The sequence below is a fragment of the Orientia tsutsugamushi str. Boryong genome, from assembly GCF_000063545.1.
GTDB lineage: Bacteria > Pseudomonadota > Alphaproteobacteria > Rickettsiales > Rickettsiaceae > Orientia > Orientia tsutsugamushi_C.
In genome coordinates this window covers 91,737-116,413 of sequence record NC_009488.1, presented here as the reverse complement: position 1 = coordinate 116,413, position 24,677 = coordinate 91,737, and the positions used below count along the sequence as shown (strand labels likewise).

At 32.4% G+C, this 24,677-nt stretch carries 14 protein-coding genes and 9 pseudogenes; 9 read left to right on the top strand and 14 right to left on the bottom strand.

The genetic code is table 11. The features are described 5' to 3' along the window. Nucleotides 1-302 precede the first annotated feature (302 nt). A complete protein-coding gene (locus tag OTBS_RS00575; RefSeq protein WP_011944275.1) occupies nucleotides 303-947 on the bottom strand; it encodes a zinc-ribbon domain-containing protein in 645 nt (214 codons plus the stop codon). Nucleotides 948-1,045: 98 nt separating this feature from the next. Between OTBS_RS00575 and OTBS_RS00570 the strand changes: the two genes are divergently transcribed. Then, on the top strand, nucleotides 1,046-1,897 hold the full coding sequence (locus tag OTBS_RS00570) for a 2,3,4,5-tetrahydropyridine-2,6-dicarboxylate N-succinyltransferase (RefSeq protein WP_011944274.1): 852 nt from the start codon (nucleotides 1,046-1,048) through the stop codon (nucleotides 1,895-1,897). 9 nt (nucleotides 1,898-1,906) lie between these two features. Continuing rightward, nucleotides 1,907-2,134 (top strand): annotated as a pseudogene (locus tag OTBS_RS13615) (transposase); the annotation flags it as partial. A 1-nt stretch (nucleotide 2,135) separates the two neighbouring features. Here OTBS_RS13615 and OTBS_RS00560 read toward each other — a convergent pair. The 8 genes and pseudogenes from OTBS_RS00560 to OTBS_RS13610 all read right to left on the bottom strand — a co-directional run. After that, complete coding sequence (locus OTBS_RS00560; protein WP_041621067.1) at nucleotides 2,136-3,890, bottom strand: type IV secretion system DNA-binding domain-containing protein; 1,755 nt, start codon at nucleotides 3,888-3,890, stop codon at nucleotides 2,136-2,138. After that, a complete protein-coding gene (locus tag OTBS_RS15660) occupies nucleotides 3,890-4,612 on the bottom strand; it encodes a tetratricopeptide repeat protein (protein ID WP_162097311.1) in 723 nt (240 codons plus the stop codon). The genes OTBS_RS00560 and OTBS_RS15660 overlap by 1 nt, the downstream gene beginning before the upstream one ends. Before the next feature lie 176 nt (nucleotides 4,613-4,788). Continuing rightward, nucleotides 4,789-6,219 (bottom strand): conjugal transfer protein TraG N-terminal domain-containing protein, encoded by a 1,431-nt coding sequence (locus tag OTBS_RS15655; protein WP_232488825.1) that lies wholly within the window; start codon nucleotides 6,217-6,219, stop codon nucleotides 4,789-4,791. 8 nt (nucleotides 6,220-6,227) lie between these two features. Next, entirely contained in the window at nucleotides 6,228-6,404 is a 177-nt protein-coding gene (locus OTBS_RS15650; protein WP_162097308.1) for a hypothetical protein, read from the bottom strand. 127 nt (nucleotides 6,405-6,531) lie between these two features. Beyond that, a pseudogene (locus OTBS_RS00545) lies at nucleotides 6,532-7,832 on the bottom strand (conjugal transfer protein TraH). Further along, a pseudogene (locus OTBS_RS00540) lies at nucleotides 7,829-8,533 on the bottom strand (conjugal transfer protein TraF). The pseudogenes OTBS_RS00545 and OTBS_RS00540 overlap by 4 nt, the downstream one beginning before the upstream one ends. 5 nt (nucleotides 8,534-8,538) lie before the next feature. Then, nucleotides 8,539-9,048 (bottom strand): annotated as a pseudogene (gene traN / locus OTBS_RS00535) (conjugal transfer protein TraN); the annotation flags it as partial. 86 nt (nucleotides 9,049-9,134) lie between these two features. Continuing rightward, a pseudogene (locus tag OTBS_RS13610) lies at nucleotides 9,135-9,230 on the bottom strand (IS5/IS1182 family transposase); the annotation flags it as partial. Nucleotides 9,231-9,478: 248 nt separating this feature from the next. Here OTBS_RS13610 and OTBS_RS00530 point away from each other — a divergent pair. The 4 genes and pseudogenes from OTBS_RS00530 (at nucleotide 9,479) to OTBS_RS18110 (ending at nucleotide 10,560) form a co-directional block, all read left to right on the top strand. Beyond that, complete coding sequence (locus tag OTBS_RS00530) at nucleotides 9,479-9,727, top strand: tetratricopeptide repeat protein (protein WP_410517948.1); 249 nt, start codon at nucleotides 9,479-9,481, stop codon at nucleotides 9,725-9,727. Then, nucleotides 9,723-9,821: pseudogene (locus tag OTBS_RS13605) on the top strand (IS110 family transposase); the annotation flags it as partial. The gene OTBS_RS00530 and the pseudogene OTBS_RS13605, both read left to right, overlap by 5 nt. Nucleotides 9,822-10,291: 470 nt before the next feature. Further along, a pseudogene (locus OTBS_RS13600) lies at nucleotides 10,292-10,387 on the top strand (IS5/IS1182 family transposase); the annotation flags it as partial. 35 nt (nucleotides 10,388-10,422) lie between these two features. Next, entirely contained in the window at nucleotides 10,423-10,560 is a 138-nt protein-coding gene (locus tag OTBS_RS18110) for a group II intron maturase-specific domain-containing protein (protein ID WP_157866287.1), read from the top strand. 118 nt (nucleotides 10,561-10,678) lie between these two features. On the opposite strand, the pseudogene OTBS_RS10910 reads toward OTBS_RS18110, so the two are convergent. Continuing rightward, nucleotides 10,679-11,442 (bottom strand): annotated as a pseudogene (locus tag OTBS_RS10910) (IS5 family transposase). 1,081 nt (nucleotides 11,443-12,523) lie between these two features. On the opposite strand from OTBS_RS10910, the gene OTBS_RS00520 reads away from it, so the two are divergent. Beyond that, the gene (locus tag OTBS_RS00520) at nucleotides 12,524-16,909 is read left to right on the top strand and encodes an autotransporter outer membrane beta-barrel domain-containing protein (RefSeq protein WP_011944269.1); all 4,386 of its coding nucleotides are present in this window, start codon (nucleotides 12,524-12,526) and stop codon (nucleotides 16,907-16,909) included. Nucleotides 16,910-17,543: 634 nt separating this feature from the next. On the opposite strand, the gene OTBS_RS10905 is transcribed toward OTBS_RS00520, so the two are convergent. Next, nucleotides 17,544-18,367 (bottom strand): IS5 family transposase gene (locus tag OTBS_RS10905; protein ID WP_157866285.1). Its coding sequence is split into 2 segments (ribosomal slippage): nucleotides 17,544-17,980 and nucleotides 17,980-18,367, totalling 825 coding nucleotides; the frame shifts between segments, so codons are not numbered across the junction. A gap of 63 nt (nucleotides 18,368-18,430) precedes the next feature. Then, nucleotides 18,431-18,949, bottom strand: a pseudogene (locus tag OTBS_RS00500) (transposase); the annotation flags it as partial. A 411-nt stretch (nucleotides 18,950-19,360) separates the two neighbouring features. Here OTBS_RS00500 and OTBS_RS00495 point away from each other — a divergent pair. Beyond that, nucleotides 19,361-20,527 carry a reverse transcriptase domain-containing protein gene (locus OTBS_RS00495; protein ID WP_080571781.1) on the top strand — a complete coding sequence of 389 codons (1,167 nt, stop codon included), beginning with the start codon at nucleotides 19,361-19,363 and terminating at the stop codon, nucleotides 20,525-20,527. Nucleotides 20,528-20,823: 296 nt separating this feature from the next. On the opposite strand, the gene OTBS_RS10895 is transcribed toward OTBS_RS00495, so the two are convergent. Further along, a complete protein-coding gene (locus OTBS_RS10895) occupies nucleotides 20,824-21,375 on the bottom strand; it encodes an ankyrin repeat domain-containing protein (protein ID WP_011944268.1) in 552 nt (183 codons plus the stop codon). Between the two features lie 228 nt (nucleotides 21,376-21,603). Continuing rightward, nucleotides 21,604-22,698: a hypothetical protein gene (locus tag OTBS_RS00485; protein WP_232488824.1), complete on the bottom strand. Its 1,095-nt coding sequence runs from the start codon at nucleotides 22,696-22,698 to the stop codon at nucleotides 21,604-21,606. Nucleotides 22,699-23,112: 414 nt separating this feature from the next. Here OTBS_RS00485 and OTBS_RS00480 point away from each other — a divergent pair, with 414 nt between their 5' ends. Then, nucleotides 23,113-24,663, top strand: coding sequence for a DnaA N-terminal domain-containing protein (locus OTBS_RS00480; protein ID WP_011944267.1), 1,551 nt, complete (start codon nucleotides 23,113-23,115; stop codon nucleotides 24,661-24,663). Nucleotides 24,664-24,677 lie beyond the last annotated feature (14 nt).

The following is a 24,677-nucleotide window of genomic DNA, read 5'->3' as shown; positions in this document are numbered from 1 at the left end:
AAACCTAGGCAGAATAAGCGTTGTAGTTTTTTGATGCTTATAGAGGTTTATATTTTTTTGTTTAAAAAATTTGCCTATGTCGTCTTTATCATTGTAATACTTAATTTTACCTATAGTAGATGATACACACTCTTTATATCAAACTTGGTTTTTTATAGCAATAAACGGATGCATTCTTTTCTTAAATATATGTCTTCTAACTCTTGAATACTTCACAACAATTTAAGAATTTTTTCAGAGTTAGTTTGTACTCTTGTTTTGTTGCAATGACACTATTTCAATATTTTATCCTATAACATCAGTTAGTTAATCATAAATAACGAATTATTTCCCAAACTGATACTGAAACTGCTGAGTTGAATATTATCATTCTGAAACTTTGTTTTAGCAAGTGCATAAGTCCTAGCTTGCAATATTATTTCCTCATTACTAAATAGATGATAATTTATCAGTTTTTTATTTTGGTCATATGTGCATATTTTTATAACTGGAAGGTGAACAGCTGTTGATGAGTTGTTAAACAGTATGTACTGTATTACTCTATGATTAGTTTCAGGAATATATGTTGATGTAACTCTATGTAATGAAATGTGCTTCTTTTCTCCTAAAATTATATCTTGTGCTGCTGAATTATATTTTACTGTTAAAAATAATAATAGTGAAATTAAAATTGCTAATATGAACGGCAATATTACTGAATATCTAGATATTGATACTGTGTATTGTTCTCTATTTAATAAAGAGGATATGTTGTTACCTAATTGATAACTATAATCTGTTGCACAAAAACTTGCTGGAGTTATTGGCACAGATATTAAATCCTGTAATTTTCCAATCCAAATATGTTGACACTTAGAGCATTTGATTTTTCTTATATTTTTAAAACTTAAATTTTTATTATTAGGCAATGCAAAAACAGTATTACATTGAGGACATGAAATCTGCATTTATGTTTCAAATTTTTATTGCGCTATCAAGTTATCTATCTATATTCTATATGTAAGATTAAGGTTGTTCAAAGGTTTTTTGAAAACAGAGTAATATAATGGAAAAAAATACTGGTAAATTATATAAATATATTAATAAAGTCGAAGATTTTTGGACAAAGCGCAATCAGTTGATTAAAGGTGCTGAAGATTATAAAGTAGCATGCAGATGGCTGCAAAGTATTTTAGATGATCTAGACAAAGGTATAGTGAGAGCTTGTGAGAAAAAGAATGGAGAATGGCACACTAATGAGTGGGTTAAAAAAGCTATATTACTGTATTTTAAATTACATGATAGCGTTCTTACATCAACACAAGTTGCTTGTTATTATGATAAAATTCCATTGAAGTTTTATTCTTCTGGATCTGAAGAAGATAACTTTAAAGAACTTGGTATACGAGTAGTACCTGGCGCAATCATTAGAAAAGGAGCATATATTGGCCATAGCACAGTCATAATGCCATCATTTATTAATATAGGAGCGTATGTTGGTAGCGGTACAATGATTGATAGTTGGGCTACTGTTGGATCATGTGCATATGTTGGTAATAAGTGTCATATTTCTGGTGGAGTAGGCTTAGGTGGAGTACTTGAACCAATACAAAATGCTTCAGTGATTGTTGAAGATAATTGCTTTATTGGAGCAAGGAGTCAAATTGCTGAAGGAGTAATAGTTGAAAGTGGAGCTGTTATAGGTACTGGAGTACAGATTAGTGCTTCAACAAAGATAGTTGATCTGAAAACTGGAGAAGTAACTTATGGCCGTATTCCAGCTAATTCAGTTGTAGTCCCTGGAAGCTTACCACAGGCCCATTTAAATAACGTACAGTTGCAGTGCGTTGTAATTATTAAGAAAGTTGATAATAATACTAGAGCTAAAACTTCAATCAATGATTTATTAAGATGCTAGTTTTCCATATTAGTAGAAGTAATAGACGAAAATTTATCAATTGAGGATAGAAAAAGGATTATGGAATATATTGATGAAGGCAGAGCTGAAGGCATAAAGCTTGGTGAAGTAAAGGCTAAACAAGGGCTTGCAAGGAACTTATTAAAAGCTGGCTTTTCAGTTGAATTTATTGCTGAAAATACTGGGTTATCAAACGAAGAAGTGGTTAATTTAAAAGTTAGCATGGATAATTCTTGAATTAATAATTCACTAACTTAAGTTTTTTGAGCAATGTATATCCCCAAACATATGCTATATTTAAGTTTTGTAGCTTCATAGTTAGTTTTGTGATGGGAAAGTTACCAACAAGCTTTACATAACATGTAAGGTCTGGTAGATTCATAATTTCAGATGGCATAACTAAAAGCTTTTTACGCTCAACATTATTCATATTTACTCCATCTCGCATAGTATTTGATCCATATGACAAGTTCTCTTGAGTTTCAATAATTTCTTCCTCACCTAGTGTTAATGCTGATTTATAAGCTGTAACCTGATCGCTAACTCGAAAAATAAATTTACTATTAAACAAATCAAGCATAGAAGCACATTCAGCAGAACCATATATTGCTTCTAATTGATGAATGTTCTGCAACCCAGCAACAAAGCAGCCTCCATACTTTCTACTTTCAGCTAAAGCAACTGGTAAAGATGAAACTTTTTGTAGAGCTGGCAGTTCATCAAGTATAAACCATATGTTTTTGTTATCATGATTAGGATTTCTACACATCAAAGCTTTGATAGCTATACTTATCCATGCTGAAATAAGTGGCTGTAAAGTAGCTCTTTGACTTGGAGTAGCTGTGATAAATAGCCATCCAGTTTCAGCAGAATTACTAAACCATTCCTTGATGCTAAAATTACCTCCAGGCTTTAAATATTGTAGCGAAGTAATATTCTTTCCAAGAGTAGATTGAATTCCCGCAGAAGTTTCAGGCGCGCTTTCGCTTATAATGCCTGATACAGCGGTGTTTCTAAAAGCTTTTACAAATTGTCTATTATCAGAGTAAATGATTGTATGAATTAATTTTATGATATCTTTGTCATCCTGATATAGCTTCAATGCTTCAGACAAGACTAATTCAGCATTTTTAGCAAAAAAGTCATCGATTCTATGGGTATAATTACTAAAACTACTAGCTATATCATGAAAATCAGCTGCTTCAAAACAATCGTTCCAAGGCAACCATTGCTCGCTATTTTTTTCCAAAGGATTAAGCAGCTTATCACATTTAGAATCAAAAAATCTATCAGTAAAAGCTCCAGTAAGGTCTATAATTATTGCTCGATCCTGTTGTGATCGAATTTGTGGTAGCAGTTCGTTAAGCATATTAGTTTTACCAGTACCTGTTGTTCCGGTAATAAGAATGTGCAGCCTTTCACTATTCTTTACTAATGGCAAGCCTCCAAAACAGATTTTCGAGGCCTTTTTAGCGCTTTTTAGCATTTTAGCTAGATTTCTACTCCGTACAAAATCAGCACCTCTAATTTTAGCCTTAATAATCGTTTTTTTACCTTGAGCCGTAAAGAAAACAATTGAGATTATCACACCAATAGCAAAAACAATTAATCCTTCTAATAATGCTGAATTGATTAGGAATTCCCATAATTGCTGTATTTTAAATCCATGTTGACCTGTATAAAATTCATGTAGAAAGTCCTGAGCATTGAGGTGTATCCATTTTTTAAACCTTAAACTATAAAATACGATTCCTATTTGATCGATATCATAAAAATGTTCACCAATTGTTAGCTTAAGCTGTACATATCGCTCAATCGCAAAATAATACAAACTGCTCAGAAAAACTTTTTGATATAATCGACATATAATCCAGAATATCGATAATCCTAACCCAATTGTAAAAACATTGGCACTACCTTGCCCAAACATTCTTAACTTATGAGCAAATAACTGCGATCCCCTTGTGAAATTGCCTTGATTCTGAAAATTCATCAAGAGTATTTTTTCAAAATCTGTAGTTTTTGCTCATACTCTTTTACTCCAGTAAAATTCTCTAATTCTGTTAACTTTTTAAACATTGCTTCGTATTCTGCAATGATATTAGGATTATATTTAATAGCTAAGTTAAAATTCTCCTTAGCTTTTGAGTACTGTCCTAAACTTACTAATGAAATTCCTTTTTCAAGATAGTTTTCAGCAAAATTAGGTTTGTACTTAATAGCGATAGCAATGTCAAAATTTTCTATCGCTTTTTGGTGTTTACCTAATTTCTCAAGAATCATTCCTTTATTATAATAAATATCCGCACAATTTGGATCATATTTAATAGCTATGTTACAGCTTTCTATTGCTTCAGAATATCTATTCAATAAGCTTAATATATACCCTTTATTACAGTATGATTTCACACAACTAGGATCGTATTTAATAGCTAAATCAAAATGTTCTATTGCATTCTGCAATTGCCCTAAAAATGCTAAAGTTAAACCTTTATTAATATAAGCTTCTGCATAATCTGGTCTATATTTAATAGCTATATCATAGTTTTCGATTGCATTTTGAATGTATCCTAAATTCATTAACGCTATGCCTTTGTTATAATAAGCTTCTGGATTATCTGATCTGTACTTAATAGCAATATCAAAATTTTCCATTGCATCTTCATACTGTCCTAATCTAGCTAAAGAAGCTCCTTTATTGTTATGTCTTTCCACTCCTTCAACTTTAACTTGTGCAAAAAATGCTCTACCACCAGCACTAGCACTAGTTCCACTACTTTTACTGTGGCTACTACCTGTATGATCAGTAGTAGCAATGCTACTAGAACCAACCTCCTGTAGAGCTTGAGATTCACTATCAGTGATGCTTATAGACTGAGCTTCATCGTGAGTTATCCTGTCGGCTCTATTTCCATGGTAATGGAGTTTCCTGTTGAAATAAGATTGGCCTCTCTTTTTGTCAGTGAATCAAGAATGCTCTGAGAGTGCGTAAACTGGTTTTGATATCCAGCTTGTAGCATAGCAGAAGCTCGGAAGTTATTTCCCAATGAATCTACGTTTTCATTTATAATTTGTCGACCATCAGCCGTTGTAGTGACTGTTCTACCACCATCATTGATAATATTAGCCATATGTAATGAAGGAGCTAGGTTTTGTTGAGAGATAGTTCTATTGCCTATGCTGTAATTATCCATACTCAAGTTATTGTCGACTATGTTACTGCCTAAGCTGCTAGCAACTGGTATAGGAGAGAACTGGCTGGCCAAGTTAGCTGTAGCATGAGCACAAGCTTTTATCACTGCCCAAGAAAGCATTGGTATCGATGATGCAAGCATTTGAAACGTCGCATAGCTATATAAAATCATCTCTGCGAAGCTTCCTTGCGATAGCATATTCAAGCCATAATCATTACCAAAAGCTCCAGATTTACTGGATAAGCTGATCATTCCTAGGCAATGGATTATTGTAAAAAATACTGGCCAGCTGCTGACCCATATTATTAATAGAATCCAGGTTTTGAGTATATTGTAGCCGCCAGGTAATAGGCCCATTGGAAATACAATAAAGATCATTGAGACTACTAATGCAAAAAAAACAGATTGTAAAATAGGCATCATGTGAGCAGCCATTTCGCCAGCTACTAAGTACGAAAATGACTGTTGAAATAGCCCTCTAATTGCATGCATACTAACTAAATTAGAATAAATTCTTGATAACGAAAACTTCTCACGCCAGTCATCATATGACTCACGATTAGCATTAAGTAACATCGCTTGCTTCATCCATTCATGAATATCTTGTTGCTCTCTCTGTAAATATTTTAGTGTGTCTCCAGTCATGACTTTTAGTCTTTGACTTAACATATTTGACTTATCAGATTGAACTCCAATCGCAGCTGCAAACTTTGTTAGGAGTCCTTCATTTAATTCTTTATGAATTGCCGCTTTAATCAATGGAGTAGCTTGTCTACAGGTCTTGAAACTAATGGCTAAATTACTAGGCTCGCGATAATAAATACCAAAATTATTAGGTATATTTTGCTCGATAAATCCTATAATGTCGTTAGTTTGTTGAGCAGCAGCTTTTTTACCTAGAATATTGCCTATGATGTAAGGCTTCATAAAGCATTGTCTAAGGAATTCCTTCGTATTAGTTAAAGTTATTGGATCCTGTATTTGCACATCTCGAATCTTAGCTACAGCCTTAGCTCCAAACATAATACCAGTTTTTCTGCTCGATAGTCCTTCATAAGCTGGCAAAAGATGCTGTTCCAACATTTTAGATACAAAGTAACTCGTTTGCGATGAAAGAGAAGCAAACATTGCAATACTTATGGGATATTATCAACCTTTACTGGCGCACTCATTGATACTTCATCCTTCAGCCAAACAGTAGATTTGGGGGCAAATAACAGCGTAAAAATAAATATCGATGGAAAAAACCATTCCCATAGCAAAGATGCCGATATTTCCTCTAAAAATAGCCCTAGTAGCAGCCCATATGCCACCAATAGTCAAGGCTAAGTGACCCACTGGAGTGAAGTATTCGCTATTTGAAGCAAAGACCTCTGCCTATGCCATTAAACACATGCCATAACAGATCTCCACCACCAAATGTGTATATTACGTAATCCATTAACTTTTCTCCTTCGCTATTAAATGCTGCTCTATTAATCTAGCCCTTTTATCTATTCGACTTGCATCGGTTTGTAGGCTAGTCCATTTTTCATTTGCAAAAAGTTGTACTCGATTCAATTCCTTCAAATATCTTTCTAAATGTTCATTCGAAACTTGCTTAGCACCTAGTGAAGTAACGGCTCTACGTATTTCGGTGATTACTTCCTTCAAATGCTGAACTAATGTATAGCTAGCTATTAATTCTGATGAGATCTCTAAAATTGTGACTCCAGAAATAGCTTCTAATGTGATATAATCATAAATTGGAAATATATCTCCAATCGAAGATAAAAAGGCTATTTCAGAGTTGCTATATTCAGAATTCTTATCAAACTTATTTTTTAGATCAGTCAATTTTTGCTTAGCTTTACCTGCATAAGACTGCTCTGGTGATATTGTGATATTTCGTTGTAGGCTTGGATGCAGGCAACTAACACTATCACAGCTGTAAATTGAAGCTGATTCTCCACCTTTTAAATGACTAATCCAACTTTTTTCATCCTGAGCTAAGGAGTCAAAAAAGTACACATTATTGTTTGTAACCACGATAGTGCCAGTCATAGACATGATTGAATCACGCATATTTGATGGTATTCCAACCTTTGCTGCTGCTTTAGTGAAGATGTTATAATCATCCAGCATAACTCTGAATCCTTATTTTGTGCTTGTCGCAGAGCTTGTTTTTGATCTAAATAATTACGACATTTTTTACCAGCAGCAAAATAATCAAACCCGCTTTGTGACTGTATATCACGGCAAACAGCTTCTCTCATAGCTGAGTTTCTTGGTAAAGCTGTAGCAAATAATGCTTTTGTTAATTTGCAATCTCCCTTAGCAAATTGATTCATCTCCATTGCTAGATTACGTAAGTCTTTGAGAGCATTCTCAATTTGAGGAGCAAAGGTTTTTAATCCTAATGAAAAAGCATAGACTTTAGCTTGAGAACCAATGTTTTTCATCAATTGAACTAATTCTTCTCCAGAAATAACAGAGAAGCTACCAAGATAGGCATCAATACCGCTACAGCTCATGTTTAAAGATGGTGGAGTTATAGCAAATGGCTGAAATGATGTTTGGCTTGTTCTGGCAGATAATCCGCCAGCCGCATAATATCCAGCCGCTTGATCTTGATATGATCCAGATCTTGTGACATTAATACTCATTCCTTGAAATACGTTTTCGATATTCCAAGCTAGTGATACTGGAGCTTGTAGCAATAATAGCATTGTAATGGCATAAACTCTGATTTTGGTGCTCATGTAGTCTCCAACTTATGATAATATCTATCGATTGCTAGAATATTGTCGATAATTTTATCTTCAGAGATTATGCCTCTAGCTACTGCATATATTTTTTTACCATCGCTAGCTACTGAATATAATACAGGTACAATATGCTTAGGATTTAGTTTATTAAGCAACTCATTATTCTTACTGACAGCTAGCAACTGAAATGCATATTTATTAGCAAAGCACTGAACAATAGGCATAAAGGCCTTACAGAGCAAGCAATCTTGTTTAACTTGCAAAATCAATCCCCAGTTTTTAGCAATGTTTTTGAGTTTGAAATCATTTTTTTGCTCTGATTTTTCTTGATATAGCTTTCTATGTAAGCTATTAGCAGGCTCATTAGCATTAATCAGTTGGTAATCAAGTAGAGTAGCTAGTTGCCACATAGTAGCAAACTTATGAGCCTTCTCCATGATTTGCTTCTGCAATCTTTGAGCTGTAATCACATTTTCGAGCGTTGGATTATCCAGCGCTATACGCTAAGCTCGATTAAATCGCTCCTTTAATTCCTCGATTCTCTGGTCATGAGGCCTACTCATCAACTTAGAATTAGCAGCAGAGTCATCAAGCTCATGACCATGTTTATCATTGTACCATAAAAATCTTGTTGGTGAAGCATCAACAGTGGATAAATGACTAATTAATATCATAAACATTAATAATCTGCTCATTTAGACTAAGTTTGTTGCATACGATGAACTTTATCTTTGATTCCTGCAATAATGTCTTTGTTCATGCTGTTTTGAGCCTTAGTGAGTATATCTCCAAATAGTTCATCCATATTGATTTTAGTGAAATCAACTTTTTGTAACTCTTCAACAGTAAGGCCTCTACACTTTGGACATTCAGGTGTACCGAAGTCTATTTTTAGCTGCTTTCTTGCTTCTTCCTGAAAAATTCTTGCAAGTTTTGACTGAAAGCAGCAATAAGTAGACTTTCTAGCTAGGCAAATACCCAATATCGGAATTCTTGAAGAACAATAGGTTCCAATGTAATAGCAGTAACCTTTTTTTCTATATAGAGCTAATTCTTGTTCCTTAGATTTGCATTGCGATAAGCCTATATCACGCCCCCAGCCAGTCATTGAAGAGCAGCAATTCAAAAAACTAAATACATCTTTTTTGCATTTTCGATGTTTACCTGAAAATACAGAAACGGGATTTGTTTTAATGTCCTTGCTCATCTGAAGCTAGTTCCTATTGACTTTATATCAATGCCTTTACTTATAGAAAATCACGCATATTTAATGCAATAGACTTCTTTCGAAACTGGTTAACGTAGTTCAAAATTATAAATACCAGAGATCAAATTAAATCTAAGACCGAATCTTTCACGTCTATTTCGATATTTATCAGCAATAATTTTGAACTACGTTAACCAGTTTCGAAAGAGGTCTAATATAATTTGTTATAACCTGTTGTAATAATAAAAAAAATAAAGAATATTAATAGAATTTCTGATAGTCTTATTGATAAGACTGAAAAAAAATATAAAAGAAGGATTAATTGTAACACCTATAATTTAGTAATTATTTGGTGTGCAGTAGCTAATCAAAAATTTAAAGGGTAATTAATAATCATATGAAATTTGTAAAATATATAACAGCTGTAATCAACATGTTACATCAGAAATTAATGCAGGATAAAGCCATGTTAGCAGAAAAACTTTTTAATGTTGGAATTTCATTTTTTGAGTTAAACAAATATCAAGAAGCAATGAAAAATTTTGATTTAGCTATTAAGTATAAACCTAATCATGTAAAAGCTTATTATAATAAAGAAGTTTGTTTATATGAATTAGGACAATTTCAAGAAGTAATAGAAAATTTTGATTTAGCTATTAAGTATAATCCTTGTATGTATTAAAGGTTTTGCGATGAGTAAACTTAGTCGTACAAAAACAAATAAAGTAGACAGTGCATTAATAGCAGATTTTTGTAAATCAATAAAACCTGAAGCATAGTATCCACAGCCGCATTATATTTAACAATGTAGTAGAGCATGTAAGTGATAAAGATGTTATAAAGCTATTAAAACTGATAGTCAAAGCAAGTAGAAAAAGAGGAATATCCTAAGGTGGACCACTATCACATCTTTTAAGCAATATTTATCTTAATGAAGTAGATCAAATGCTAGAAAGAGCAAAGATCGTGAGTAAACTAAAATATGGCTATAGAAAATAGCAGTAGCTAGAAAAAGCAATCAATATAATGCTAAGCTAAGAACTGTTGAAAATAAATACAAATGAAAGACAAAAATAGTTGATTTAAAGAATGGTGAAACATTTAGCTTTCTGAGGTTCGATTTTAGTCTAGTGAAAACTAAGCAATGTAAAATTAAAATTCAGAAAACACCTAGAATAAGAGCACGAACTTCTCTGCTAAAAAGACTAAAGAAATATTAGACCTCTTTCTAAACTGGTTAAAGTAGTTCAAAATTATTGATGACAAATATCGAAATAGACGTAAAAGATTAGGTCTTAGATTTAATTTGATCTCTAGCATTTATAATTTTGAACTACTTTAACCAGTTTAGAAAGAGGTCTATTCAATAAGTTTATATTGCAACAAGTTGATAGAGTAATACATCTTATCAACCCGATATTACAAGGCTTGATAAATTACTTTAGGGCTGGTAACTCTAGCTGTTATTTTGGATATATAAGGAACTTAGTAGAGAAGAAAGTAAGATGTATCTAATGCAATCACATGAATTGAAAAGTTTTGGCTGGAAAATGTGGTGTAGAAGAAAATTATATGAGAAAATTGGATTATATAATGATTACCAAATTCGATATTAGACCTCTTTCGAAACTGGTTAAGGTAGTTCAAAATTATAAATGCCAGAGATCAAATTAAATCTAAGACCGAATCTTTTACGTCTATTTCGATATTTGTCAGCAATAATTTTGAACCGTTTTAGCATACCAATAACGTTTTCATTGACAACTCTTTCTCCTGCTAATCTACGATTATTCTTTTTATCATTTTTAGTTAAAGGATGTCTCTTGCTTTTTTTCTTTGGTAATGCAGAATTATTGTGAATTTTTTGTATACTTTGATATCCTGTATCAGTAATCGCTTTAACCTTAGGATGGATAAGAATTTTGGATTCATTAAATAATCTAAAGTCATGTTTTTTACCGTTAGAAAAATCTGTGCATATTACTTAGTGCGTTTTCTTGTCTACCACTATTTGAGTTTTTAGTGTATGCCTTTTCTTCTTTTTTGAATAATAGAATTTTTGTTTTTTTGAGTCTTTCTATAGGACTCTCAGTAGCATCAATCAAGACTACTTCATAATTCATATCACTCTTCATTAGAGTTTTACGACTTGAAAGAGCAAAGTTTTGGTGTTTAACTAAGGTGTTTTCTACCCATTTAACAGCTTTATATGCTGAACTTTCACTAATCCCATAGTTCTGACCTATATGGAAATAAGTACAGTATTCTCTAAGGTATTCTAAGACCATCAGCTTTCCTCAAAATATCCACCATCTTTGCAAATGTTCACTTCCTTACTCCTGTTAATCATCGACAAAATTTTTCATCCTTTAACTCTTTAATTTGATCAAATTTCATTATTACCTCAAATCAGTTATTTGTAACACCATTCTACATCATTCTCTAGTTTCGAAAGAAGTCTATTATAGATCTTTGAAAACTACAACTTCCGATAAGACATAAGCAATGATATGAAGTTATCAGAAAAAATAATACTGGAAATCCATACGTTACGTTTGATGTGACGTGTGATATAAACGAGAATAACTAAACTACTGCACCTTCACTTGACCCTAGCTTAGTGGACGAAAAAATGGCACATTTCTTTGTTACACGACTGCTGTATCTATAGATCAATTGCTTTTTATTATGACAATAGTAAAATTTACCTACAGTTGCTATTTGTAGAATGATTGATACCGTAGCACCAAGCTTATCTATAAGTACTACATCATGTTAAACCTAATGTTTTTAGGAATATAATCCTTCTTTAACCAGCCTTATGTTTTTGTGCTGAAGATTTAATATTACTATTGTTAATAACTAAGACAATGATTACTTCCTATCTCTTATCTTTTTCTTTCGACTTATCATATTGTAGCGTTAATAGATATATTAATCCTTAGTATTTATTCATTTTTGTTACCATTTTTCTTATTTTTTTTAAAAGTATCAATTTTACAACATTATATCACCTATTATACTAAATATTACTTACTATAACCTTTAATAAATTTTACACTCTATTGTTTTAACTTTCAAAGTTCAATTAGGCAGCTACAATAATTTGAATTTAGATAGAGAAAATTTTGCTACTTATACTTCACTAGCTTTTAATTAAATCAACTTTAAATAAATGTAAAAAGTATTAATATAATCTTGAATTATTGGACTCTGAATATTCTTGTAAATTGCTATATAAGAATTTAAACTTAAAGTTAGCTGCTGTACTTAATTAAATTTAAAGTATGTATTAGCTATTATAGAAACTAAGCTGAATTAGATGTAGAGTTTTAATCTAGCATAAACCTGTAAATCAAACAGTAATTTACATAAATTTGAGAATTTATACTCACTTTATATGCTTCTTTAATACACATTAATTCTACTTAGTTTACTATATCATAAATTTTTATTAAGAAATGATAGAGGTCTAGCGATGAAAAACTCAAGAAAGATATCACTAATTTTTTTTACAACTTTATTTACTATTAGTAATATTACAATTATACAAACAGCTGATAATGATCCATCAGCTTCATCAAGTAGCAGCGGAGGTTTTACTGGTAGTGGGGCATCGCAGAGCAATAACACAACTGAAAGTAGTAATGATAATCAGGGAGACACAGGTAGCGGCGCAACAAGTAATCCAAGTAATCCAAGTAATCCAAGTAATCCAATTGAAGGAGCTAGTGGCACTACTCCTGCAACTGGTGCCAGCGATGCAACTGGTGTCACTGAAACGACTGGAGGGAGTGCAACTGGCAGCGAAGTAACTGATGGCAAAAAATCTAAAAAATCACCTTTTAAAAAACTAAAAGGTTTTGGTAGCACTTTATCATTAAGTGGTCACACTAAGTCAGAAGAACCTAGTGAAGGTGCAACTGGAGGAAAAGAATCTAGCACATCAACTCTTAAAAGACTAAGAAAACAACTTGGTAGTACCATGTCATTAAGCAGTACTACTCCTGGAGAGCCTAAAGCTCCTATTGTACTAAGTGATAGTACTAATAAGCAGGTAGAGGTTAAGCAAAACAAAGGATCTGGAGTACAGAAAGTTGTAGTTAAGCAGCCTGAAGTAGGATTTGAAAAAATGGATGGTAAAGGTAACAGTATTGAGATTAGTGTTGAAGAAAATGCTAAAGTAACTATAAAAGGTGAGGATTGCTATAGGATTAAATTGGCAAATTTAAACCTCACAGATTCTGAGTTAATAGTAAATAATACACTGTATTCAAATAGTGAACTTAAAACTACTTCACCTATTACATCAAGTATGTCAATGCCTAATCTTTCTGATACAGATGTAAGCAGTAGCTCTACTTCAAGCAGAAGAAGCTCATCAATCATTCATAGTGCAGGACAGTCTCCATTTGATCTTTCCTTTTTTAGCTCTACAGCTCATGGCGGAAAAACTGAATCCACAGATAGAGCAAGTTTTACTGGTATTGGATCTTTTGTTGTGCAATCACCTACAATATTATCTAGTGATTTAAATATTTGTGGAAATATTAATGTTACTAAACCATTTCAATTACTTACTGTCCCTCCAGTGATGCTGAAAACGCTTACTGTTGAACGATCCAAACTTGTACCTCAGAAGTCAGGAGTTTTAAATCTGCAATCAGATCTTACAGCTAATATAGAAGTTAAAGGTGCTACGGTTGTTGCTAGTGGTAGTAGTACTAAAATTTCTTTTAATAAATTTGGTACACCGAATAACCCTATTCCTGTGAAAGTAGATGGTGTATTAAAATTACAAGCCGAGCTGCAATCTAGTGGTTTAAAAACAGTGGATATGTATGCTAGCATAACGCCTAAAAAACAATCAGCATCAGAAGTACATTTTTTAAATTCTGCTAGTAGTACTAGCCTAACAACGTATCATGTTCATGGCTTTATTGGAACACCTGATTTTGTCACAGGAAAAATATTGGTTGATGGTGAAACAGTGCTAAATGTTACTGGAAATTTATATACACAAAAACTAAAGCTAAATTCTTCAAATAAAGTTTCTCGTGGTGATAGCGATACGCATGGATGTATAGTATTGAATGGTGAAATGTATAGCAGATCAGTAGAGCCATCTGTATCTAACTATGGAAAATTAATTATACATGGTAACCCTAGTACTAAGTATGATCCAGATCATTATAAAAGTATATTTTATGGAGATATTGGAACTGGTCGAAGTAAGATACATAGAATCGAATTTGCAGAACATTCAAATAATCCAAACGGAATACGTCCTTATACTAACTGGTTCATAAGTTATGATAAAAGTATGAATAAATCTAGTATTTTTTGTAGTGATATTATTTTTAGTCATCCAGAAGATACGATTAATGTCCTTGGCAATACAGTTATCGAAGGTAACATAGGAACAAAAGGTCATAGTGGTGGGAAAATTATAGTACGTAATAATGGTACACTAACTCACAATGGTGGTGATATTGGAAATACTAAAATTAGTAATCCTAATTCACTTCAAGCACTTTGTCTTTGTGAAAATGCATCTTTTGTTTCTATGCCTGGTAGTAATAGTATACCTTATACTTGTAATATAAAAGAAATAACTGCAGACCAAAACAGTTATATTGAATTGAATAGTAACGCTGATTGGAATGCAAATATAATTCCTACAGGCCCTGGTGCAAAACTTACAATGAGTCAAGGAAGCTATAGTGGTAATATTGGAACTAAGGACAAGCCAATGTTAAATGTTACATTGCTACCAAAGTCTAAAAGACAATCTTTAATAGAAGTAGATGGATCAGTACATACGAAGCAATTTTCGATTAGCGACAAGTCATCTGCTAGAGGTGAGATGGCGTTACTTGGAGATTATACTGTTACAGCTCAAACTAGCGATGGATCTGGTAACATCAATGTAGGTAATGCAAGTATTAACCTTGGCATCAATACACTAGCTCTATTTGGTGATAATATTATCATATTGGGACATAAGTCAAACAAAGGATCTAGTACTAATCCTAAAAAATTTGATAAGAAGCCTGTTACTGTATTTAGTATAGGATATACTACTAACTCAGATGGGACTGTTAAAACTCAAGGTAAGTTAAAATTGAGTAAACATTACGATCCAAGTAACAAAATCGTACTAAATGTCGTTCATCAAGGAGATTCAAGGGATTTAAGTAAACATGGGCCTCAAACTATAATACAACCTGTAGATATTGCTGACACTGGAAATTTAGATGTAAGTGGCTTAATATATGTATGCGATGGCAAATGCAAGTGGCAGCCAGTACCTGGTTCTGACGGACAATTAGCATTTGCTGGATTGGTAGATAAGAAGAAAAAAGATAAAGGAGATGATGGCGCTTCAAGTAGTAGTGGTAGTAGTAGTATAGCACCATCTGCTAGAGTTAGCCCAGAAGTAAGCGATGGTGAAGAAGGTGGCAAAGACGAAGATATACAAGCGTCTGCTGCTTCTCATTTACATAGTAAGGATAGTGCTCATAGCAAACAGTCGCAGGATAAAGATCATACTGAAGATCCTGAAAATCCTGAAGATACTACTGAAGCTGCTATTGAAGAACTTGCTCGGCGACTTGACGATCCTATACTGTCACGACGTGCTGCTGAACAACCACAGCCTGATCCTGCTGAGCAGGCGCAACCTGTTGTTGCACAACCACTTGCGGCTGGTGCTGGTATGCAACGACAGCAACAACAGCAACAACAGCAACAACAGCAACAACAGCAACAACAGCAACAACAGCAACAACATATTAGCAGCGGTGTGCAACCACAACAACATCTTTCATCACCTTATAGTGATGACCAAGAGCAAAGTAGTGAGCAAGCGGTTGCTCTACAACCAATATTGCAAAGAACTGCTTCTGATGCACCTTTGAAAGGTGGAGTAAATATTACAGTTGCAGCTATATCTTCTATAGTTGAATCTAGAGCATCAAACAACAAATCTGTGTCAGATATAGTATCATCTGGATCTAATATCAATAAACAATCATGGAATATTTGGGCTGATGGCTTTTTCTCAAATGTTAATCAACAAGACCATAAGCATATTCAAGGATATAAAACAGATATTAGCGGTATTTCTATTGGAGCAGATAAGCATTTGAAAAATAATGCTATTATCGGTGCAGCTATTTCATATGCAAAGTTTGATACTAAACATACAGATAGCAGAATAGAAAAAATAAACAGTAACGTTTACTTATTATCTTTATATGGTCAATATTCGTTTCAAAGTACTACATTTATTCGAGGAATGATAAATGTTGCTAAGTTCAGTGATGATAGTAAAAATAGTTCTCTAACATTATGGCAAGGGCATAGTTATCATGGTAGCCTCACCGCAGGGCATTATTTTTATCCATTAAAAAATAATAAGAAGCTAAGTTTAGTACCAACTGTTGGTATTAGACATTCGTACTTTAATACTTCTGGCAATAAATCAGTAGATAATTCATCTAATAAAACTATAGGTGACAGAAGTCATAAAGCATTAGAAGGAATAATTGGTATCTCTTTAGAGCAGTTAGTTGTAAATAATGCAAATAATAATCTCAATGTACTTTCTACAGTCTATGGATATGTTCATCATAACTTATATGATTGTCAAGATGGTGCACAGCTACCAAACATTAACTCTACATTTAATCCAGATGTTATAACTTCTCGTGAACAGTGTTTACATAAAACATTCTATCAATTAGGTGTTAAATTAGCTATTAAGCGTAATATAATGGATATAGGTATTGCTTGCGACGTTTATTTGGCTGAAAAATATATTAGCCATACTGGAATAATATATGCAAAGGCTAGCTTTTAGCCCTTGCATTCCAGTATAGATAAAGCCAAATAATTATCTGATCTTGCGCAAAATAAAATAAGGTATTGATTTTGCAATAAAAATGAGATGTATCTTTCAAGACAAGAATATCTCATTTTTTTGTTATTATAAAAACCTGAGTTTGATATAAAGAGTATGCTAATATATTATTGTCATCAATATCATACAAACTGTTATATCTTAAGCAAATTGCATTAATTAATAAGCTAGATATAGTAGCTCTTAAAAAAACATCATGTACATTTTACTATGCTTTTAGCTGTCATGTAAGCGCAATAGCACCTTTCCTCCTAAAGACCATACAAGCAAATAACATAACTGATGGTAATATGGTAATAATGAAAAAATAAAGAATATGGACATATATTAGAGTATTCACATTTTTATTCTCATGTTTAAATCCTATTGAAGAAAATGGTTTCAAGCTAAATCAAGAAAATTGAAATATCACTGTGACGTAACCACTCTTTTCGAAAAGTATATAATATAACTGTTTTACACTTGGCTAGCTATATCTTAAATAAGAACTATCACATCACATCGTATAGAATTTCATTACCAATATAATTGAATTAAGATAGAGGTATATTTAATAGACCTCTTTCGAAACTGGTTAAGGTAGTTCAAAATTATAAATGCCAGAGATCAAATTAAATCTAAGACCAAATCTTTTACGTCTATTTCGATATTTGTCAGCAATAATTTTGAACCGTTTTAGCATAGCAATAACGTTTTCATTGACAACTCTTTTTCCTGCTAACCTACGATTATTCTTTTTATCATTTTTAGTTAAAGGATTTTTCTTGCTTTTTTTCTTTGGTAATGCAGAATTATTGTGAATTTTTTGTATACCTTGATATCCTGTATCAGTAATCGCTTTAATCTTAGGATGGATAAGAATTTTGGATTCCTTAAATAATCTAAAGTCATGTTTTTTACCGTTAAAAAAATCTGTACATATTACTTGGTGTGTTTTATTGTCTACCACTATTTGAGTCTTTAGTGTATGCCTTTTCTTCTTTCCTGAATAATAGAATTTTTGTTTTTTTTGGGTCTTTCTATTGGACTCTCAGTAGCATCAATCAAGACTACTTCATAATTCATATCGCTATTCATTAGAGCTTTACGACCTGGAAGAGCAAAGTTTGGGTGTTTAACTAAGGTGTCTTCTACCCATTTTACAGCTTTATATGCTGAACTTTCACTAATCCCATAGTTCTGACCTATATGAAAATAAGTACGGTATTCTCTAAGGTATTCTAAGGCCATCAATAACTGTTCCTCCAAATTGAGCTTATTTTTACGCCCTCCTTTTGATTTCTTAACACCATCAGCTTTCCTCAAAATATCCACCATCTTTGAGAATGTTCCCTTCCTTACTACTGTTAATCGACGAAATTTTTCATCCTTTAACTCTTTAATCTGATCTAATTTCATTATTACTTCAAATCAGATCTTTATAACACCATTTTACATCATTGTATAGTTTCGAAAGAAGTCTAGTACATTAAAGACAGACTCAATTAAGGAACGTTTATTTAATAACAGCTTATCTTCTATTAAATATGTTTTCATATCTTTACGAAGATTAGTAAATAAACGTAGACCATTGGTCAGCAGTTGATGAAATAACTCTTTAGATATGTAGGCTTTATCATCAAACAATTTACCAGATAAGCCTTCAGAAATAACTGAAGCTATAGATAGATCGCTTTTATTGCCTTTAGTAAATTTAACTGACATTATTTCACCTTTATTATTGATTACAATAAGTAGCTTAAAGCCTAAGAAGCAGCCATAACTACTCTTAGCAATTTTAGAAAATCTGTTAAAAACTCTATTTCTGGAAGTACGTTTATTATGACAAATTGCTAACTTTGTAGAATCGATGTAATATATACCAGTCTCTTCTCCTTTCAGATAATGCATTAATACAGCTAGCGGTAGGTGCGTCAAGAAAAGGTGAATTAATCTTACTGGTGAAAGTCCAGTTATGGAAGGAGAAGCTAGATCCACCATATAGCGAGTCTTGTGCTGCTGAAGGTAACGACAGTAGTAAAGCGTAGACAGTGAAACATTCGAGCCGAAACCAAATGGTGAACGTGATAGCCCTGAAAGTGAGATGTAGTGGAAGCCGATATGTTCTAGCACATAGTAGGCAAAAGAAGATTGGAGGTCAAACTAGTAAAAATCCAAAAATTTTCAACCACCGGGGTCGCAGGCGTCAGCGAGTTTGTAAAGATTAATGACACAACTTGAGAAGTCCTTATAACTCTTACGTAATTAAGTAAGTATTCAAAGTACAAGTGGTGAAACATAAGGCTTTGGAGATGGTGTAAGGATGGCTGAGTTAGCCATAGTAGTGATGAAACCTAGTAATGTGGGTGGAGCAAAGGGTTAGCAGAAAAGTAAGAATGCAAGAGGGAAACAATGGCTGTACACAGCATAGACAGAAATACATGGTTAACGAAACTTGAGCGTATAAAGTTGCTATCATCGAAAAATCAAGACATAAAGTTTAATAATCTAAATCAAGACATAAAGTTTAATAATCTTGGACATATCATTGATTTAAAGATATTAGAAGAACAATATAAGGAACTCGATAGCAAGAAAGCGATAGGAATAGATGGTATAACCAAAGAGGATTATGGTAAGAAGTTGAAAGCAAATCTGCTCTCGCTTCTTACTAGAATTTGCAATGGGAAATATCAGGCTAAACCTGCACGAATAACAGAAATTCCAAAAGAAGATGGAGGCAAAAGACCTTTGGTAATATCATGTTTTGAAGATAAGATAATCGAGTCTACAGTAAGCAAGATACTAAACTCTGTGTTTGAGCAAATATTCTTAAAGTATTCATATGGATTTCGACCTAAATTAAATGCACACGACGCTTTAAGGGAGTTAAATAGACTTACGTATAACTTCAATAAAGGGGCTATAGTAGAGATTGATATAACAAAGTGTTTCAATACAATCAAGCATTGTGAGTTGATGGAATTTCTAAGAAAGAGAATATCTGACAAGAAATTTCTAAGACTAGTTATGAAACTGATTGAAACACCAATCATAGAAAATGGTACTATAGTTACTAACAAAGAAGGTTGTCGTCAAGGATCAATAGTTTCACCAATTCTGGCAAATGTCTTTCTGCATTATGTTATAGATAGCTGGTTTGCAAAAATCAGCAAAGAAAACTTAATGGGACAAACAGGAATGGTGAGGTACTGCGACGATATGGTATTTGTCTTTGAAAAGGAAACAGATGCGAAAAGGTTTTATGATGTTTTGCCTAAAAGGTTAAATAAGTATGGGCTAAATATCAATGAAGCTAAATCACAAATGATAAAATCTGGTAGAGACCATGCTGCAAATTTAGCCAAACAAGGCAAGAAGATCACAAGTTATAATTTTCTTGGATTTACTTGCTATTGTGGTAAATCAAGATTTGGCACAACATGGAGACTAAAATATACCTCAAGAAGAGATCGTTTTACTGAGAAACTGAAAGGACTGAGAAAATATTTGCGTGGTCAGCTAAATACGCAAGACAAAACGCAGGCATTATCACAAGTCATTAGAGTTATTAGGTGAATGGATCAACTATCATGGTATATCTGATAATAAAAGACGAGTAAGTTCATTTATCAACCAAAGTAAACGGGCAATATATAACTGGTTTAATAGAATGGGAGGAAAACGTAAGATGAATTGGAAAAGACTAACCGAGATACTTAAAAGAGTAAATTTTCCTAAAATTGGAAAGATTGTCTCAATGTTCTAGACAACAAATAAGGCATAATGCTTATCTTATTTTTGAGAGCCGGATGCGGTAATTCTGCAAGTCCGGTTCTGAGGAGGGGCCTAATTAAGCAATTGGTTAGGTCTACTCACACAACAACAAGATGTAAAGGAGTTAGGCCATGCACATTCTGCATATTGGGATCAGCATCGTGATCAAGTAGAAGCTGTACAATATCTAGGTTGTTAATAAAAGAATTTGCTGTACAATGTAATGGAGTTTGATCAACATTGTCTTTTACATTTGTATTAGCGCCATTCTTTACTAAAAACTTGATAATTGCATTTATATCGTCATTTACACTGTGGTTATTAGTCTCATGCTGTGTTAAAATCCCGACAGAATCTGCAATATTTTTACCATTATAATTACTACCATTCGGAATAATAGACATATGCAACGCTGTATGTAAAGCCGTGTGTCCACTATTATTTTTTGCATTGATGTCAGCTCCATTGTTCAGCAAAATCTTAGCAATAGGTAGATTCTTATATTTTAAAGCAACAGATAAAGCTGTAATACTGTCTTTATATTTTGAATTGACAAGTGTACTATCATTATTAATAAGATGCTTCACTTTTTCAATATCACCATCTTTAATAGCGCGATGTAAAGCATATTTAGCCTTAGATTCAGACATATTTTACTCCCAAAATTATACTATCACTATTGTAATATAATCTTCAGTACAGCTTTACTTAGCAGCAAAGCATAGAACGATAAATAATTATTCATGAATTTTCACCTTTTTGAACCTTCGCAATCTGTTAAAGGATTATCATATAACTTACAATATAACAAAAAAATAAATAAAGCACCATAATTTTTCTGAGTAGAATTTTGTATTTCACAGCTATTAATCATTAATCTAACTTTCTACAAACTCAACTAATTCAAACGAAAACCCTTGAGCTGCAAAAGCACGCTCTAGAATGGGTTTAAAATTTGATTTGATATAGCTATTTGCAAAGCTTGTTAGAGCCTTAATGAATATCTTTTTATTAACATTATCTTCATTTACAACTTCTAACTTACTAAACCATAGTTTATCAATAACTTGCTCATATTCGTAATGTTGAAGTATGTATTTTCGTACTTTGAACAATATAGAGTTAGAACTTAGCTCTTTACTAAGTTCTGAAAGGTAATCTTCATCACTCATTTGTTGCTGTAAAATTGTTGTTTTTTGATACTCCGTTGTGTTATTGATAACTTGTTTTGATTCATCAAATGGTATAACTTGTAACTGCTCAATATCATTGCTATGCACAGCTCGTACCTCCTGTAATATCTTGAATTTAATATGATCTGATAGTAAAATATTCTTAATCAACTTGATGTAATATTTGTTTTTAACTGCTGCCCCAAAATCACAAGATGTTAAAATTTGATAAGCAGTATCTGCTTCAAAGACTCCAGCTATTTTACGCTTCAACTGAGCCTTCATACTACGATCTGTACCAGATTCAATGTTTGCTAGATACTGTTCTTTAAATCTTCCTACGTCATTAAATCTAAAATTTCCACTATTAGCCTGATCAGTAGTTAGCAATTCATTTGCTAACGCTTTTGCCATATAGTTTAGCACTGCTATCTTATTTTCAAAATAACGGAATGAATATTTATTTGATAACTTCAACAGTAATTGATTTATGAAGTATATGTTGAAGCTTCTACTAGACATACGTTGTAGTATAACTGCATCTTCTGGTGTTAGTGGATAATAATCTGCTAGTCTTTTTCTTTTGGGGCAGCATTCATTCTTTTCAACCTCTGAATTATCGATAATAGCTGGAGTTGCTAACTTACTGTTTTGCTCATAATCATTGTTTGATGGCTTGTCATTACTAACATCACTAAGCTCATAGAAATTCAAATTCTGTTGTTGCTGTTGATCTTCTTTTTCATTTCCTACTAACTCAATTTCTATAAAATCATCAGATTCAGTATATTTAAACTTCAAATTTTGCTGCTGATCTTCATTTTTATTTTGATCATTCTCTACTAACTTAACTTCAGTAGATCTAGATCTATTATTATTTTATTATATCTATATATGTAGCTGCAATTTTTTGCAGGTTCACCTGCAAATTCTTGCAAATTGATGTGAAAATTTCCTTGTTGTAGAAGGACAATTTTTTCTTCTTTTTTTCTTTTTCAGTAAAACGCTGAAAATTTTTTAGAAGTTTACAAGGAACATTACCTATAAGCAAAATTGGCTTTCTAAGGCAGATAGTATCAGTATGAAGATTTATATAGGTTTGGCATAAAAATTTTTTCTACCTATTTTCTACCTTTTGCATAAAAATTTGAGTGTAATTTGTAAAAAAATTATTTTCTAAAACACCTACTATAGCTGTATTTTTGGAGATGAAAAATGCGACCTGTAGTATTCGATCTTTTAACTAATAGTTGTAATATTATTAAAAATAATAGTAGCAATAATGCTACAATATTTTATAACTTTATTGGAAATATCATTCCACCAGAATGGAGAAAGCTAAGTGGAGATAATGGAAAAGCATTAAGTAAAACATCTAAACAGCTTTTATCATTCATAGTATTTAGACTACATATCTATTACAACAAAGATATAGAGGAATTACAGGAAAGTTATCAGCTTTATGAGGATAAGCTTAATGTTTGTCAAAGAAGAGTTAGGCAATGCTTAGTAGAATTAAGAGATGCAGGTTTTATTGAAGTTGAAAATAGGACAATAATTAAAGACAATGTTAAGTTACGTAATGTCCCTTGCATAAAAATTCTGAAAAATTTTCAGCACTATAGTAAAAAAGGAAAAGAAGAAAATATAGCCTTACCAGAAAAAAAATTTCGCTCCAACCTGAAAGAAATTTCAGGTGAACCTGAAACTTTTTTCAGGGACATATATAGATATATAAAAAAATCTAAAATATCTAGATCTACTGAAGGTGAGTTAGTAGAGAATAATAAAAACGAAAATGAAGAACAAAATTTTCAAAATGTTGATGATTTTGAAAATGATATACGGACTTCAACTAAAAATTGTAATAAAGACATTGAATCACTAATAACAAAGATTCTCAAGTCTTCGAATGGTAAAAAAGAATGGTTCAAAAGGTACAAGCTAGAAGAATTTTACCCACTAACCCCAGAAGATGCAGTTACACTGCAACACAAGTCTGATAGAGCTTTTAACATATACTTTATCAACAAATTACTATTAAAGCTAGCAGATCAATATTCGAATTATCATTTTGGCTGTAAGGCATCAGTTCTAAACTATATGGCAAAAGCGTTAGCGAATGAATTACGAAATACTGATCAGGCAAATAGTGGCAACTTTAAGTTTGATAACGTAGAAAAATTTAATAAGGAAAAATATCTTTCTCAAATTGAAACAAGCACAAATCTTAGTAAGGAAAGCCAGTTGAAGCATAAAATTGCTGGTTCTTTTGAACCAGATATGGCTTATAAAATTTTGACTTCTTGTAGTTTTGGGCCAGCAGTTCGAACTAGGTTTTTTGTTAAGTTGCTTAAAAATATCACACTAACAGAATGTGATGAATCAAAGATATTACAAGCTGTACAAGATGTATATGGATACGAAATTCAAGAATTGCAAGTTACACCATTTGAGCAACTCAAAACTGTTTCACAGAAACAAATCAATGAAGAAGAGTATCTCTTGAATCTCAGTAAACAACTAGACTCCAACTCAATTTGGTACAAAGTACGAGAATCTTTGATTAAAAGTTATGGTCAAGCTATCGATAAATCATGGTTTAGTCCATTGAAAGTTGCAAATGAAGATAATGTTAATAAAAAAATATTCATTAAAGCAAAAACAGAATTTGAAGATAGTTACATCAGAGGGAATTATCTGAAAGATTTTGAGTACGCTTTTAAAGCTCAAGGGTTTTCTTTTGAGTTAGTTAAGTTCGAATAATTTTAATAAAATTT